Source organism: Roseibium sp. R5, from assembly GCF_055755305.1.
In genome coordinates, this window is the sequence record NZ_CM146910.1 from 1284308 (window position 1) to 1299854 (window position 15547).

Annotated in this window: 11 protein-coding genes; 7 read left to right on the top strand and 4 right to left on the bottom strand. The window is 58.7% G+C overall.

The window, feature by feature from the left end; genetic code table 11:
* Positions 1-32: 32 nt before the first annotated feature.
* Positions 33-800 carry an SDR family NAD(P)-dependent oxidoreductase gene (locus AC0J4F_RS05885; RefSeq protein ID WP_473025698.1) on the bottom strand — a complete coding sequence of 256 codons (768 nt, stop codon included), beginning with the start codon at positions 798-800 and terminating at the stop codon, positions 33-35.
* Between the two features lie 115 nt (positions 801-915).
* Between AC0J4F_RS05885 and AC0J4F_RS05890 the strand changes: the two genes are divergently transcribed.
* The 3 genes from AC0J4F_RS05890 (at position 916) to AC0J4F_RS05900 (ending at position 5857) form a co-directional block, all read left to right on the top strand.
* Positions 916-1479: a TetR/AcrR family transcriptional regulator gene (locus AC0J4F_RS05890; protein ID WP_473025699.1), complete on the top strand. Its 564-nt coding sequence runs from the start codon at positions 916-918 to the stop codon at positions 1477-1479.
* Positions 1480-1604: 125 nt separating this feature from the next.
* Entirely contained in the window at positions 1605-2699 is a 1095-nt protein-coding gene (locus AC0J4F_RS05895) for an efflux RND transporter periplasmic adaptor subunit (RefSeq protein ID WP_473025700.1), read from the top strand.
* 14 nt (positions 2700-2713) lie between these two features.
* Positions 2714-5857, top strand: a complete 3144-nt coding sequence (locus tag AC0J4F_RS05900) for an efflux RND transporter permease subunit (protein WP_473025701.1) — start codon at positions 2714-2716, stop codon at positions 5855-5857.
* Between the two features lies 1 nt (position 5858).
* Here the strand turns inward: AC0J4F_RS05900 and AC0J4F_RS05905 are convergent, their stop codons facing one another.
* The 3 genes from AC0J4F_RS05905 to AC0J4F_RS05915 are packed head-to-tail and all read right to left on the bottom strand — an operon-like array spanning position 5859 to position 11825.
* Positions 5859-9251 (bottom strand): error-prone DNA polymerase, encoded by a 3393-nt coding sequence (locus AC0J4F_RS05905; RefSeq protein ID WP_473025702.1) that lies wholly within the window; start codon positions 9249-9251, stop codon positions 5859-5861.
* Positions 9248-10954, bottom strand: a complete 1707-nt coding sequence (locus AC0J4F_RS05910; RefSeq protein WP_473025703.1) for a Y-family DNA polymerase — start codon at positions 10952-10954, stop codon at positions 9248-9250. Before AC0J4F_RS05910 ends, AC0J4F_RS05905 begins: the two co-directional genes overlap by 4 nt.
* Positions 10836-11825, bottom strand: coding sequence for an ImuA family protein (locus AC0J4F_RS05915; protein ID WP_473025704.1), 990 nt, complete (start codon positions 11823-11825; stop codon positions 10836-10838). Before AC0J4F_RS05915 ends, AC0J4F_RS05910 begins: the two co-directional genes overlap by 119 nt.
* Positions 11826-12351: 526 nt before the next feature.
* On the opposite strand from AC0J4F_RS05915, the gene rplS reads away from it, so the two are divergent.
* From rplS to rpsP, 4 genes are all read left to right on the top strand, one after another.
* Complete coding sequence (rplS, locus tag AC0J4F_RS05920) at positions 12352-12828, top strand: 50S ribosomal protein L19 (RefSeq protein WP_306149296.1); 477 nt, start codon at positions 12352-12354, stop codon at positions 12826-12828.
* A 412-nt stretch (positions 12829-13240) separates the two neighbouring features.
* A complete protein-coding gene (gene ffh / locus AC0J4F_RS05925; RefSeq protein WP_409686621.1) occupies positions 13241-14785 on the top strand; it encodes a signal recognition particle protein in 1545 nt (514 codons plus the stop codon).
* Positions 14782-15105, top strand: a complete 324-nt coding sequence (locus AC0J4F_RS05930; RefSeq protein ID WP_166672833.1) for a chorismate mutase — start codon at positions 14782-14784, stop codon at positions 15103-15105. Before ffh ends, AC0J4F_RS05930 begins: the two co-directional genes overlap by 4 nt.
* 19 nt (positions 15106-15124) lie before the next feature.
* Positions 15125-15511 (top strand): 30S ribosomal protein S16, encoded by a 387-nt coding sequence (gene rpsP, locus AC0J4F_RS05935; protein WP_133952597.1) that lies wholly within the window; start codon positions 15125-15127, stop codon positions 15509-15511.
* Positions 15512-15547 lie beyond the last annotated feature (36 nt).

Consider the following 15547-nt stretch of genomic DNA (forward strand, 5'->3'; position numbering starts at 1 on the left):
ATTTGGGCGGCCCCTTGTGTTTCAGTTGACGCTTAGCACCGGCCGGCCATAACACCGCCGTCAACATCCCAGACTGCTCCGGTCACCCAATCGGCCTGATCGGAGAGCAGAAAGTCCACGGTCGCGGCAACATCGTCCGCCGTGCCGATCCGTCCGATCGGATGGAATGCGTCGAAGCCGTCCTTCAGAGTTTGCGTGATCTGGTCCTCCGGGATAAACGCGCCGTAAATCGGCGTTTCGACAACAGCCGGGGCAACGGCATTAACCCGGACCCCATAATCTCCAAGCTCCATGGCCAAATGCTGTGTGAGAGCGTGCAAGCCGGCCTTTGCCATGGAGTAGGCGGAAGACGGCGTCGCCTTCACGGCCTGGTGTGCCCACATCGAGCCAAGATTGACGATAGATCCGGCTTCACGCTCTACCATTTTCCGCGCAACGGCCTGGGTGATCTGAAACGTGCCGCGGTTGAACGCGTGATACAGGTCATAGTCCTCCGGCGTATGGTCGAGGAACGGTTTCGGACTGAAGGCACCAGCTGCATTGACCAGATATCCGATCGGTATTTGCAGACCTTCAATACGCTCAACGAGCTCAGCAACGTCGTTTTGATCGGTCACATCGGCTTGCCATGTTTGAACATTGACCTCGTATGCAGCTTCAATCTCTGCCTTTGCGGTTGAGAGTTTGTCAGCGTTCCGCCCGATAAGAACAAGGGGCACGTTCCTGGCGGCCAGCCGTTTTGCAGTGGCAAGGCCCATGCCGGACGTTCCGCCTTGTATGATTGCTACTGTCTCAGTCATTTCAGGTTCTCCAAGTTATCTATCTACTGATAGGTAGATTGCGATGACCGGGATATTGGGATTGCGAAAGCTGGTGTCAAGACCTATCTACTGATTGATAGATAGCGAGGGTGTCATGAGCCGGAATGCTGCCGAAACAGAAGGAAAAATTTTGGACCTCGCCGAGAGCCTCATTCGTAAGAATGGCTATAACGGTGTGAGTTTCCGCGATCTTGCGTCCGGCGTTGGGGTGAAGAGCTCAAGTGTCCATTATTATTTCCCGACGAAAGAAGATCTCGGCGCAAAGGTGGCGCGCCGCTATACGGACCGTTTCTTAAACGCGCTCGGTGACCCTGAAGATGGGCCAGCGACCGCGTCTGAAATCATGAAAAAGCTCCAAGACCTGTTTGTCTCCGCACTTGGTTCAGATGGGCAAATGTGTCTTTGCGGAATTCTGGCAGCAGAATCCGCAGGGCTGCCGGAAAGTGTTGTCACCGAGGCCAAGTCGTTTTTTGACCGTGTTTCAGAGTGGATGACCGTGAGCCTGAGCAGAACCGAATGGGCCCAAAATCGGTTAGAAGAAGAGATCAAGGCGCAGGCCTTGTCAGCTCTGGCGCTTTTGGAAGGAGGCATGATCATTGCGCGGGTTCGAAATGACCCGGCACTCCTGACAACGCTGAGACCGCAACTCGCAACGTGATCCGGCGCGAAAGTTGGTGAATACGCCCCGCTATTTCCGCGGTGGTTCCAAAACGGTTCATTTGACCGGTCTGCAAATGGGTGCAAGTCTAGGTTCAAGCCGCCAAACGGCAGGAGCCTGACTTCATGAAGTTTTTCGCCTCAGCTTTCGTTTTTTCTATTTTCGCATTTGGTTTAATCCCGGCTCACGCCGACGATCCGGCGCCTGCGGTTCTGGTGGAGCGGGCGTCCAACACCAAGCCTGGAATGGCCGATGTTTATGTTGGCCGCGTCGCAGCCGTGAGCACCGTCAAAGTGGAAGCGCGGGTCGAAGGCGTTCTGGAAAGCCAGAAATTCACCGATGGGGGGCTCGTCAAAAAGGGTGAAGTGCTCTTCCAGATCGAAAAGGATCTCTATCAGGCAAGTGCCGACAAGGCACAGGCGACGTTGGACGGGGCGAAGGCCACTGCCTTGAACGGCAAAATCAACCTCGACCGGCAAAAGCAGCTGCTGGACCGGGGCGATGTTTCGCAGGCGGTCTACGATTCAGCTGAAGCGGATTATAAGGGTGATCAAGCGGCAGTCGGAGAGGCTCAAGCAGATCTCGATACAGCAAAAATAAATCTGGGCTTCACGACCATCACCAGTCCGATCGATGGCCGGATCTCCGACTCGCCCGTCGATGTGGGCAACCTCATAACGCCGAACACCGGCGTGCTCGCGACGATCACCAGCATAGACCCGATCCATGTGAAGTTTTTTATCAGTGAACGGGACTTGATCCTGAAGCGTCAGGAAGGGCTCGTCTCTGAAAACTCTTCGACACTTGATGTGAAACTGCAGCTTTCAGATGGCGCCACTTACCCGGCTGCCGGGAAGATCGACTACATCAGCAACGAAGTCGAAACAGCCACCGACACGGTTGAAATGCGCGCAGCATTTGACAACAAGGATGCACTTCTGGTGCCCGGCCAAGTGGTTACCGTGACATTCGAGGACCCGAATGCAAGCGAAGTGGTCGTTGTTCCGCAGACCGCTATTCAGCTCGATGCAAAGGGGCACTTTGTGTTTGTCGTTGGAAAGGACAATGTCGTTGAACGGCGGGATGTAACCCTCGGCAATCAGATCGGGCGGGACTGGGTCGTCAGCAAAGGCCTGCAGGCCGGAGATCCGGTGGTTATCCAGGGACTGCAAAAGGTCCATGAGGGCGTCAAAGTCAGCCCAACTGAAACGCAATCCTGAACCGGGGCGGTCCGATGCTTGCAAGATTCTTTATCGATCGGCCCAACTTTGCCATCGTCATTGCGGTCCTCACGGTCCTGGTTGGCGCACTCGCCATCCGGTTTGTGCCAATCGCCCAGTTTCCGAACATTGCGCCCCCGCAAATTCAGGTGACTGCGAGTTTCCCGGGCGCCAACGCAGCCCTCATTCAAAATGCCGTAGCGACACCGATCGAGGAACAAGTGAATGGTGTCGATGGGATGATTTACATGTCGTCCCAATCGTCCAGTGAAGGCACCTTTCAGCTGACCGTCACATTCGACATCGGCACGGATCCCGACATTGCCGCGGTCAATGTTCAGAACCGGGTGGCGCTCGCCACGCCCCTGCTGCCCGAAGCCGTCACAAAGCTTGGCATTTCCACCTCGAAGCAGAACAGCGACATGCTGCAGGTGATCAATCTGCTGTCACCGAACAAGACGTTCAGTCAGCTCTATTTGAGCAACTATGCCGCTGATTTCATTCAGGATCCGCTCAGCCGGATTGATGGTGTCGGGCTGGTCAATCAGTTTGGGCCGTTGAACTACAGCATGCGAGTGTGGCTGAACCCGGAAAAAATGGCGGCACTGAATTTGTCCGCGTCGGATGTCTCCTCGGCCATCGAGGCGCAAAATGTCGAAGCTGCTGCAGGTCAGATTGGCGCCCCACCTTTCAGCGACGCGCAGACGTCTTTTCAATTCACATTAGACGCTCAAGGGCTGCTGGAGACTGCAGAGCAGTTTGAGCAAATCATCCTGGGAGCGCAGGATGATGGTTCTTTCATCCGACTAAAAGACATCGCGCGGGTGGAGCTTGGCGCTGAGAGTTATGCGGCGACATCGTTCTACAACGGCGAACCGTCTGCGATCATTGCGATTTTTGAGGAAAGTGGGGCAAACGCCCTGGATGTTGCGGACGCCGTCCGCTCCCAGATGGAGGAGCTCTCAAAACAGTTTCCGGAGGACATGGAATATGTCCTTGCCTATGACGTGACCACGGCGGTTCGAAAATCAATCGAAGAGATCGCTTCGACACTGGCGATTACGGCGGCCCTGGTCATCTCGGTCACCTTTTTCTTTCTCCTCAGCATCCGGGCAACCTTGATCCCGGCGATTGCAATTCCTGTCTCCCTGCTTGGGACCATGGCGCTCATCTATGTGATCGGGTTCAGCGCCAACATGATTACGCTCTTTGCAATTGTGCTTGCGATCACGCTGGTGGTCGATGATGCGATTGTCATTATCGAAAACACCGAACGGATCATGGAAGAGGATGGACTTGAGCCGCGCGAAGCCACGTTGAAGGCGATGAGCCAGGTGACGCGGCCGATCATCGCAACCACATTCGTTCTGGCGGCGGTGTTTGTCCCGGTGTGTTTCTTTCCCGGGATCACGGGCGAGATCTATCTTCAGTTCGCTTTGACGATCACATTTGCCTTCGCGCTGTCAGCCATCAATGCCCTAACGCTTGGGCCGGTGCTCTGTTCGTTGTTCCTGTCGCGCCGGACCGGGCATCCGAAAGGTCTTTTCCGCCTGATACCAAAGCTGATTGACAAGCTGCGGGATGGCTACGTTGCCATTGTCAGGCTCATGCTCCGGTTCATTCCGGTCTCCCTGGCTGTGTTTGCGGGCGTTATTGCTGCCACGGTCTACATGTTTGAAACCACGCCGACCGGCTTCATTCCGCCGGAAGACAATGGCGTGTTGTTTGTCAGCATTGAGCTGCCGGATGGCGCTTCGCTCCAGCGGACCCAAGAGGTGGTGCAAAACATCAGCGCAGAGGTTCAAAAGCACCCGGGCGTTGGAGCCATCACGTCTGTCGCCGGGTTCAGTTTGCTCGCCGGCAACAGGTCGAACGTTGGAATTCTGGTGTTGTTGCTGGACCCTTGGGATCAACGCAAGACGCGCGACACCCAATGGTGGGCCATCATGATGTCCTTGAACCGGTCCCTGGCCGCGATCCCGGAAGCAACGTCCTTTGTGTTCCCATTGCCGACGATCCAGGGCGTTGGGTCAAGCGGCGGCTTGTCGGCGCAGCTCTTGGACTACAAGGCCAACAACATTGAGGATTTCGACGCCGTCAAAACAGCATTCCTGTCGGCTCTGATGAAGGAGCCGGAATTCCAGTCGGCCTTCAGCAGCTTTTCGGCCACGGCTCCGCAATACAGCTTGACGATCGACCGCGACCGCGCCGAAGCTCTGCAGGTGAAAGTCAGCGATATCTTTACGGCGCTGCAGGCGAGTTTTGGTTCTCTCTATGTGAACAATTTCGTCAAGGACGGCCGCGTCTACTGGGTGGTGATGTCGGCCGATGCGCAGTTCCGGCAGACGACCAGCCAGGTTCGGGGCATTTACGTCAAGAACGCTGCCGGTGAAGCCTTGCCGCTGAGGACTTTCATCACGGCGGAGCCTGTGTTGGGCGCCCAGACGATCTATCGATACAACCTTTTCACCTCGGCCTCGATCAACGCCCAGCTTCAACCGGGCTTCAGTTCCGGCACTGGCATCCAGAAATTCGCAGAGGTTGCACAATCAACCTTGCCGGAAGGCTATGGTTTTGACTGGACGGACATCACGCTTCAGGAGGTCGATGCCGGTGGTTTGGTCACCTACATTCTGATCCTGGCGGTGATTTTCGCCTATCTCTGCCTGGTGGCCCAATATGAAAGCTGGGTGTTGCCTCTGTCTGTCATGGCATCGACCGTGTTTGCAGTGTTCGGCGCTCTGATCCCGCTGCAATTTATCCCGAATCTCAACAACAACATCTACGCCCAGATCGGCATGGTGTTGCTGATCGGGTTGGCCGCGAAGAAGGCAATCATGGTGGTTGAGTTCGCCAAGAATCTTCGGGAAGAGGGGCACAGCATTCAGGAGGCCGCGATTGAGGCAGCTCACGTGCGGTTCCGGCCTGTGACCATGACAGGGTTGTGTTTCATTCTTGGTGTTCTCCCGCTCGTACTGGCAAGCGGCGCGGGAGCTGCCGGGCGTGTGTCGATCGGCTTTCCGGTGTTCGTGGGGATGATCATCGACAGCACCCTCGGGCTTTTGATGATCCCGGTTCTTTATGTTGTCTTCCAGTCGATCAGTGAGCGGATCGCAGGATTTCGCGGCAAGCCTTCGATCAAAAAAGAACCAGCCTGATCTAGTGAAAATTCCGCCCGCCGGGCAGGGCTTTCACTGTTTGCCGCTGAAGGGCGGCGGCCTTGTGTGGTTTGATCTGTGCGACATCCTTTCGAAGTTCCGGAACATCGCGGATCAGCTGGACCAGGCGGCTGGCCGGCTTGATCTTTTCGGTCAATTCAATCACCGGCCGTTTGACCTCATCCGCACGGGCCAGGCCGGCATCGTCCAGAGACTTGTCGGACAGATCGGACAGCAGCGCGGTGACGTCCTCGACATGATCTGCCACCACGTGAATGACCCCGGCTTCATTCTGGACGCGTCCTGAAACCTTCAAGAAGCGGGTTCCCATCACCAGTGGCCGGTATTTTTCAAACACCTTTGGCCAGACGATGATGTTGGCGATGCCGCCTTCATCTTCCAGCGTGAGAAAAATGACGCCTTTGGCCGAGCCGGGCCGTTGGCGGACCAGCACCAGTCCGGCCACGGAAATCTGGCGACCCTGGCGGATATCCGGCAGGTGCATGCAGGGAACAACGCGCTGACGAGCGAGCGCGGGCCGAGCAAAAGCAACCGGATGGGCTTTCAAGGACAAGCTCAGGCTTTGGTAATCGGCCATGACATGGGCGCCCGGCAACATCGGCGGCAGGTCTGCGTCCGGTTCTGGCCTCAAGTCTCCAAAATCGGCAACATCAAACAGCGGGAGCCGGTCGCGCTGATTGCCAGCTTCCAGACCTTGCGCCGCCCAGACCGCCGCGCGCCGGTCAAGGCCGAGTGAGCGGAATGCATCGGCCTCGGCAAGGCGCAGGATCACCGGGCGGCTGAGGCCGGATCTCAGCCAAAGATCCCGGATGCTGTCATAGCCGTCGCCGCGGTGTTCGATCAGCTTGTCCATATCGTCCTGCTTGAGGCCTTTCACCGTCCGGAAGCCGAGCCGGACCGCATGATTGGTACGGACGATCTCTCTCATCTTCCGGTGGCGGGGGTGAAGATGCCGGGCTGCCTGCCATCCAGGTTCCAGTTTCGCATCCCACTCTGACAGGTTGATATCAACCTCGCGCACATCCACACCATGTTCGCGCGCATCGCGGACCAGTTGTCCGGGGGCATAAAACCCCATGGGCTGGGAATTCAAAAGCGCGGTGCAAAAGACATCCGGGTAATAGGCCTTGATCCAGGACGAGGCATAAACAAGGAGCGCAAAACTTGCCGCATGGCTTTCGGGAAACCCGTATTCGCCAAAACCCTCGATCTGGCGGAAGCAGCGTTCGGCAAAGTCCCGGTCGTAGCCGTTTTTTGCCATACCCTCGATCATCTTGGTCTGGAACGTGCCGATCGTGCCGACCCTTCGGAAGGTCGCCATGGCGCGGCGCAGCTTGTCGGCTTCGCCTGGCGTGAACCCGGCGGCCACAATGGCGATCTTCATGGCCTGTTCCTGAAACAGCGGCACACCCATGGTCTTGCCGAGGACGGCTTCCAGCTCCTTGCTCGGGTAACTGACAGGCTCCTTGCCCTGACGGCGGCGCAGGTAAGGGTGAACCATGTCGCCCTGGATTGGGCCGGGCCGGACGATGGCAACTTCGATGACGAGATCGTAGAACGCCCGTGGTCTGAGCCTCGGCAGCATGGTCATCTGGGCCCGGCTTTCCACCTGGAAAACGCCGACAGAATCGGCCCGGCACAACATGTCATAGACGGGCGCCTCCTCAGCCGGGATGGTGGAGATGGTGAGATCCTGGCCATAGTGTTCCGACAGAATGGTGAGGGCCTTACGGATTGCGGTCAGCATGCCAAGTGCAAGGATGTCGATTTTCAGGATCCCGAGCGCATCCAGATCATCCTTGTCCCATTCCACCACGGTGCGGTCTTCCATGGCCGCGTTCTGGATTGGAATGACCTCGTCGAGCCGGCCACGGGTGATGACAAAGCCGCCAACGTGCTGGGACAGGTGCCGGGGAAAACCGATCAGCGTGCGGGCCAGTTCCAGCATTTGTGTGATTAAGGGATCTGACGGGTCCAGCCCTGCCTCGCGCACCTGGGCCTCTTCGGTTCCGGCCGAGGCGCGCCCCCAGACCGTCCCGGCAAGGGACGCTATCGCGTCTTCTGAAAGGCCGAACACCTTGCCGACCTCCCGAAGGGCGGAGCGGGACCTATAGGTGATGACGGTGGCCGCAAGCCCGGCGCGTTCGCGGCCGTATTTGGCATAGATGTACTGGATGACCTCTTCCCGCCGCTCGTGTTCGAAGTCGACATCAATGTCCGGCGGCTCGCGCCGTTCGGGTGAGATGAAACGCTCAAACAGGAGATCCGCTCTTGTTGGGTCAACCTCGGTGATGCCAAGGCAAAAGCAGACAACGGAGTTGGCGGCTGATCCCCGGCCCTGGCATAGGATGCCGCGTGTGCGGGCAAACCGGACAATGTCGTAGACGGTCAAAAAATACGGCGCGTAGTCGAGGTCCGCGACCAGTTTCAGTTCATGATCAATGGTCGCCCGGATCTTGTCCGGAACGCCTTCCGGGTAGCGCCGTTTGGCACCTTCCAAGGTCAGCCGCTCCAGTTCGGCCTGCGGGCTGGCACTCTCCCCGGCCGGTTCTTCCGGGTATTCATACCGAAGGTCATCCAGCGAGAACTGGACCTCGTGGAGGATCTTCAGGCTTTCATGCAAAGGCGTCGGATCGTTTTCAAAAAGACGCAGGATGTCCTCTGCCGGTTTCAAGTGGCGTTCGGCATTTTGCTGCAGTTGGCGGCCGGCACTCTCCAGCCGCTCATGCAGGCGGATGCAGGTTAGAACATCCTGCAAGGGGCGCCGGTCCGGCGCATGATAGAGCGTGTCGTTGATGGCGAGCATCGGCACACCCGCCGTCTGCGTGATGTTGCGGGCAAGGGCGAGCCGCCGCCGATCTTCCGCTTTCCGGTGGAGGGCGACGGCAAGCCGGAGCGTGCCTTCAAAGTGGCTTTTCAGCTGTTCCAAAACCTGCAGGACCGGGGCCGGATCCGGCAATCCCGGCGGCAAGATCAGGGCGGCTGGAGAACCCGGGCAAAGCAGGCTCACGTCATCCAGGGTCAGATGACAGGCGCCCTTTTCCGCCCGCCGGTTGCCGATGGTCAAAAGCCGGGTCAAGGAGCCATAGGCCTCACGGTCTTTCGGCCAGTAAAGAAGATCCGGCGTGCCGTCGAGAAACGCCAGACGGCAACCGGGCACGAACTTCAATCCGGTCTCTTTTGCTGCCATATGTGCCCGAACCACACCGGCCATGGAATTGCGGTCACAAATGCCAAGAGCGGCCAGCTGCAAGTGCGCGCCTTGAAGCGCCAGTTCTTCCGGATGGGAAGCGCCGTGAAGAAAGGAAAAATTGGTCGCAGCGCACAGCTCCGCATAAGCGGGCGGCTCCATGATTGAAGGGCGCCATGTCATGCGAACAGGCCCTGCAGATACCAGCGCGGGCGGCTGGTCTCGCGCTCATAAAGACCTTCCCGGTAGAGCCAAAACCGCCGGCCTTCGGTGTCTTCAATGCGGAAATAATCCCGGGTCACGCCCTCCTTGGCCTCTGAGGGCCGGTCGTGCGCGCCAATCCACCAAGGCGGGGCAATGCGTTCCGGACCTTCAGAGCGGACGACCTGGTAGATGCCGCGGCGCCAGCGGAACCTTAGCGGCGGTCCGTCCGGCACCATGGCCAAAGCCTCGACTTCTTCTGCCGGTTCGATCAGCCGCAAGGGACGTGTCATCAGACCTTCCTGCCAGCTGGAGGCCTCTGTCCCGCCAGCCGGACGGGTGTCTTCAGCAAACCCGAGTTGAGGACTGGATGAGGGGTGCGCATGGTGCAGATCGGGAGCGGCCGCGCTTTTTGAAAATCCGGACCAGACGAGCGCGTCTTGTTGGGCGAAGGCTGCCGGTACATACCCGGTCTGGCTTTCCGGCAGATGCCGGTCGACCGGCAAAAGCCGGGTAACACGCTCAGGGCCCAAGCGGGCACCCAACCGGTCCACCAGATCGTCCAGGCTCGCATCGGCTTCCGCTGCACCGTGTGCTGTCAGCGCCGATTGAACGGCCGGGGCCTTATCGGCGACCAGAACATCCAGGCGGACAAGATCGTAGCCAAAGCCTGCATCGATTGCCCCTTCATCGGCCTTCAGTTTTTCGGCAAACAGCCGGAGAACGCGTTTGGGGTCGCGCAACGGGCTGCTGGTACCGACACGGAATTTTTGAACCGCGCCATCAACCCGGAACAAGCTCAATTCAAAGACGCGCCCGCCTTCGACCCGGCGTTCCAGCGCCTTGGCGGCCTGACCGGCCAGGGAGAGGGCGACCGCCTTAACGTCATCGAGTTGTGAGATGGGATCGAAGAACCGCCGCTCTGCGGAAATCAGCGGAGCTTCGAACCGGGGAGAAATCGCTTCTCCTTGAAGCCCCAACGCCTGATCAAGCCGGAGGATGAGGTCTGCACCAAAACGGTTGGTGAGCGGTGCGCGCGGCCGGTCATACAACTGACCAATGGTTTTCAGGCCAACCTGGTTCAGGCCGGAGACAGCTTTAGAAGGTACCCGAAGAGCTGCAAGGGGCAAGGGGGCAAGGGCTTGCCGTTCTTGGCTGTCCGCCAAAACACCGCCGGAACCGAAGCGGGCGAGCGCCCAGGCCGCCCCTGCGCTTCCAGCGATCGCACCGGCAACGCAAAACCCCTGCCGGTGAAGCCGTTCCAAGGCATCTTTCAAAAGAGCTTCCTCTCCTTTGAAAAGGTGCGCGCAGCCCGTGATGTCGAGAAACAGCCCGTCCTTGCCGTCGAGCGCCACCAAAGGCGTGTAGCGGGCGCACCAGTCCGCGACAGCGCCCAGCAAGGCAGCGTCCTTTTCCGGATCGGCGTCTTCACACAAAAGATGCGGGATCCGGGCCCGCGCATCGGCTTCCGCCTCGCCGAGACGCAAGCCGCAGGCCCTTGCGGTTTCATTCAAGGCGACAATCCGGCGGACGCCCCGGATTTTTTCCAAAACGGCGAGCGGCGGTTCAGCCTGCCGGGCGGAGGGTGTGGAGCTGACCCGCAGCCGGCGCAGGATCCGGTCGCAGGGAAGATCCGCGATCCAGAGCGAGAGGATGCGCTGGTGCGGCAAATGTTTGTCTCGCATGGTCCCACTCCACGGTCAGGCGGCCGGGACGGCCCTCCCGGTTCCGCGTCAGGTCGATGTGCCATGCTGGCGCTCCCAGGCCCGCATGGGGTGCTTTTTCCAAGAACTCCGGAGCCTTTGAGGCGGCCGGAGAAATCTGCCAGCGGGTGACGGCTGCGGTCGGTTCCTGTGCTGCTCCATGACGGAGCAAGATGACCGGGACCGTGCTGCGGCTGGCCCGCAGGGAAATACGGCGGCTTGCCGTGAGATCCACGAGACGTTCCCCGCCCTGGATTTCGCCGGCAACGGCGGCAAGGGCACTGCAGGACGCGCCTTCCTCAAGGCACCACAGAACGTCTTCCAGCTTTCTCGCCCGCACCACGATCAGCCGGGCCGGATCAATGCCGAAGTCCAGCAGCCCGGCGCCATGAAGCCGGCCGGATTCCTGAGTGGCCCGGATATCCTGGACCACCAGAACCGGCCCGGACCTTATGGCCAGAAGCCGTGCAAGAAGCGCAAGGCCGAAGCCACTGAGTGCCCCGGCATTGCGGCTTTCGGAGCTGACCACCTCATGCAAGGCCCCCAATTTCAGTCCGCTGCCCGATAAGCTGTTGCCGGGCTGAAACAGCCGGTCGAGAGTCTCCAGTCCCAATGGACACCGGGCGGTGAGGTTATCTGGTCCGCCCTTTCCGGGCGGTTCAGCTTCGAAACCCTCAGCCTGCGTCTTGCCGTCCGCCGGACGGTCTTTCAAAAAACTGTCCGGCCCCTGCGGGTTGGCGGCGGTCGCAGGGGCCGGACCAAACTGCGTCTTAAAGGGGAGGCGACCCTCAAGATCCGCAATGCGGCGACGCAGCTCGGCAAGAGATGTGCTATGTTCGGATGCGGCGGACATTGTGCACGTTGATTCCAATCACGCTGGTTTTTGTTCTCTATTTGTTCTTATTGATTCCGGAGAACGGTCAGAGAGTCAAGCAGCTTTTTGAAAAGCCGTGCGTGTCCTTTGACCTAGCGTTAGTTTTCAGCGCCTTGTGTTGTCCTGAAGGTCCGGAAACACGCAAGTTAGTGACGCAGCATTGTCGAGTGGTGAGTGATCCTGAAATGCGGTCACCAAAGAACGCGTATTCCGGACAGATGGTTCCTTTGGGGTACAATGCGCAGACCTCTGCGGGCTTCTTCCGAGATAAACGGCAAGAATCCGCATGACAACGGCCTGAAAATCCTGTATACGCCCGCCCAAGTTGGATGAATGCGTGTCTTCCGGCAGGAAGCCTTGTGTTCTGGGCGATGCTTTTACCGGGCACCGAACTCCATAAAATCCGGCGGATATGCAACATGGCCCAAAGCTGGTGAACCCGTTCTTGGCACCTTTGATCCCAAGGACGCTCTGACCGCTTTGTAATTGAAAAGGGAAACATGCCATGAATATCATCGAGCAGCTGAACGCTGAAGAAATGGCGAAAATCGAAGCTCAGCGTAAGCTTCCTGAATTTTCTCCGGGCGACACCGTCCGCGTTCTGGTGAAGGTCACCGAAGGCAACCGGACCCGTACACAGGCTTATGAAGGCGTATGCATTGCGCGTTCTGGCGGCGGCATCAACGAAAGCTTCACCGTCCGCAAGATTTCCTACGGCGAAGGCGTTGAGCGTGTGTTCCCGATTTACTCTCCGATGCTGGAAGGCGTAGAGGTTGTCCGCCGCGGTAAAGTCCGCCGTGCGAAGCTCTACTACCTGCGCGACCGCCGCGGTAAGTCTGCCCGTATCACCGAGAACACTAACGCCCGCTCCAAGCGTCTCAACGAAGACGCCCGCGCGGAAGCTGCTGCTGCAAAGGCAGCCAAGGCTGAAGCCAAAAAGGCCGAAGCAGAAGCAGCTGCTGCAGAGACCGCTGCCGAATAAGCAGCTCTCAAGACCCGTTTCGCAAGGCGGCTTCTGGAGTGATCCAGGAGCCGTTTTGTTGTTTTGGAGCCATGGGGCGGTTTGTTGCGTGGTGTTTCTTTGTCTAGACCAGCTTGATGCCGGAAAGGCAGACGGTGTCTGGCGCTGATAAAGACCAGAAATCCGCAGCCTTCCTTGACTCTCTTTCCTCTTTCCGGCATAAGCCCGCGGACTCCATATGAGTGACTGACATTTCAATCCGCCGACCGGGACCCGCAAAGGTATAAAGAGCGCCCGGAGGTTCCCACCCGACAGCGCGATGCGCCCTCGGGTGTCAAACTGCTTTGCGCCCTCGCATTCGGTTGGATTTCAATGATGGTTCCCCATATGGTTCGGGAGATTTCCCGAAACGAATTGAGCCAAGGACCCTTTGATGTTTGAAAGCCTGTCCGATCGACTAAGCGGTATTTTCGACAAGCTCACCGGCCGCGGTGCGCTGTCGGAAAACGACGTCAATGAAGCGCTGCGCGAAATTCGCCGCGCGCTGATCGAGGCCGACGTCGCCCTGCCGATCGTTCGTTCTTTCACCGACAAGGTCCGTCACCGTGCCGTTGGCGCGGAGGTCGTAAAATCCGTCACCCCAGGCCAGATGGTGGTGAAGATTGTTCACGACCAGCTTGTCGAAATGCTCGGTGAAGAAGGTCAACCGATCGACCTGAACGCACCGGCGCCGGTCGCGATCATGATGGTCGGCCTTCAAGGTTCCGGTAAGACCACCACCACGGCCAAGATTGCCCGCCGTTTCACCCAGCGCGACAAGCGCAAGGTGTTGATGGCCTCGCTCGACACCCGCCGTCCGGCCGCGCAAGAGCAGCTGAAAATCCTGGGTGAGCAAAACGACGTCGACACCCTGCCGATCATCGAAGGCCAGGGCCCGGTCGAGATTGCCAACCGGGCCATGTCTGCAGCCAAGCTCGGCGGCTATGACGTGGTTCTCCTCGACACCGCCGGCCGGATCCACATCGACGAGCCGCTGATGGTGGAAATGGCCGAGGTTAAGGCCGCCGCCAATCCGCATGAAATCATTCTTGTTGCCGACAGTTTGACCGGTCAGGACGCCGTCAATCTGGCCCAAAACTTTGACGAGCGCGTTGGCATCACCGGTATTGCTCTGACCCGTATGGACGGTGACGGGCGCGGCGGTGCGGCCCTGTCCATGCAGGCGGTCACCGGCAAGCCGGTTAAACTGATCGGTACGGGTGAAAAGTCCGACGCACTGGAAGACTTTCACCCGAAACGGATCGCCGACCGGATCCTCGGCATGGGCGACATTGTTTCGCTCGTCGAGAAGGCAGCCGAAGCTATTGATGCGGAACAAGCCGCAAAAATGGCGAAGAAGATGCAGAAGGGTCATTTCGATCTGGAAGATCTCGCCGAGCAGCTCAAGCAGATGGAAAAGCTGGGCGGAATGTCCGGCATGATGGGCATGTTGCCGGGCGTCGGCAAAATGAAAAAGCAGATCGACGCTGCCGGTCTCGACGACAAGATGTTCAAGCGTCAGATCGCGATCATCCAATCGATGACCCCGACCGAGCGCAAGAAACCCGATCTCCTCAAAGCCAGCCGGAAAAAGCGCATCGCCAGTGGTTCCGGGGTTGAGGTGGCCGAGGTCAATAAGCTTTTGAAAATGCACCGCCAGATGGCGGACATGATGAAAAAGATGGGCAAGGGCAAAGGCATGCTCGGCAAGCTGATGGGCGGCATGGGCGGTGGTATGCCGGATGTCGATCCGAAGCAGCTGGAAGAGATGGCCAAGTCCGGCCAGATGCCAAGTGGCATGGACCTGCCAAAAGGTCTGCCGGGCGGAATGCCGGGTCTCGGTGGTCCGGGCCTGCCGCCAGGAATGCCGGGCCTGCCAGGCCTTGGCGGTCCGAAGATGCCGGGTCTTCCCGGCATGGGGAAGGGTAAGAAACGATGAGTCAGGCTGAAACCCAACTGGGACAAAGCGCGGCTCTCGATGAGCTGAAGTCCTTGCGCGGTTCGATCGACAACATCGATGCGGCGCTTATTCACATGCTCGCAGAGCGTTTCAAGTGTACCCAGAAGGTGGGTGTCTTGAAAGCCACAAACGACCTGCCGCCGGCTGATCCGGCGCGGGAAAAAATTCAGATCGAGCGGCTGCGGAAACTCGCGGCCGATGCCAATCTCGATCCTGACTTTGCCGAGAAATTTCTGAACTTCATCGTTCGCGAAGTGATCCGGCACCATGAAGCCATTGCCGCTGAAGCTGGCAACTGAAACACACTGGAGAAATAAAATGGCTACGAAAATTCGCCTTGCACGTGGCGGTTCCAAGAAGCGCCCGTACTACCGCATCGTTGTTGCTGACATCCGCGCTCCGCGTGATGGTCGCTTCATCGAAAAAGTCGGTTCCTACAACCCGATGCTGCCGAAGGATTCCGAAGAGCGCGTTCAGCTGAACGTTGAGCGGATCCAGTACTGGCTCGGCAACGGCGCACAGCCGACCGATCGTGTGCACCGTTTCCTCGATGCTGCCGGTCTCCTGAAGCGCGAGCCGCGCAACAACCCGAAAAAGGCCCAGCTCGGCCGTAAGGCGCAAGAGCGTCTCGACGAGAAGAAGGCTGCTGAAGAAGAAGCAGCTGCCGCTGCTGCCGAAGCTACAGAAGAAGCGGCTGCCGAATAAGACTGCATACGCCGCGTAGATATCCGGCTTGAGGGC

Coding starts and splice junctions, on each gene's coding strand:
- AC0J4F_RS05930 (WP_166672833.1), top strand. CDS start 14,782: ATGAGTCAGGCTGAAACCCAACTGGGACAAAGCGCGGCTCTCGATGAG.
- AC0J4F_RS05890 (WP_473025699.1), top strand. CDS start 916: ATGAGCCGGAATGCTGCCGAAACAGAAGGAAAAATTTTGGACCTCGCC.
- AC0J4F_RS05900 (WP_473025701.1), top strand. CDS start 2,714: ATGCTTGCAAGATTCTTTATCGATCGGCCCAACTTTGCCATCGTCATT.
- AC0J4F_RS05885 (WP_473025698.1), bottom strand. CDS start 800: ATGACTGAGACAGTAGCAATCATACAAGGCGGAACGTCCGGCATGGGC.
- ffh (WP_409686621.1), top strand. CDS start 13,241: ATGTTTGAAAGCCTGTCCGATCGACTAAGCGGTATTTTCGACAAGCTC.
- AC0J4F_RS05910 (WP_473025703.1), bottom strand. CDS start 10,954: ATGCGAGACAAACATTTGCCGCACCAGCGCATCCTCTCGCTCTGGATC.
- rplS (WP_306149296.1), top strand. CDS start 12,352: ATGAATATCATCGAGCAGCTGAACGCTGAAGAAATGGCGAAAATCGAA.
- rpsP (WP_133952597.1), top strand. CDS start 15,125: ATGGCTACGAAAATTCGCCTTGCACGTGGCGGTTCCAAGAAGCGCCCG.
- AC0J4F_RS05895 (WP_473025700.1), top strand. CDS start 1,605: ATGAAGTTTTTCGCCTCAGCTTTCGTTTTTTCTATTTTCGCATTTGGT.
- AC0J4F_RS05905 (WP_473025702.1), bottom strand. CDS start 9,251: ATGACATGGCGCCCTTCAATCATGGAGCCGCCCGCTTATGCGGAGCTG.
- AC0J4F_RS05915 (WP_473025704.1), bottom strand. CDS start 11,825: ATGTCCGCCGCATCCGAACATAGCACATCTCTTGCCGAGCTGCGTCGC.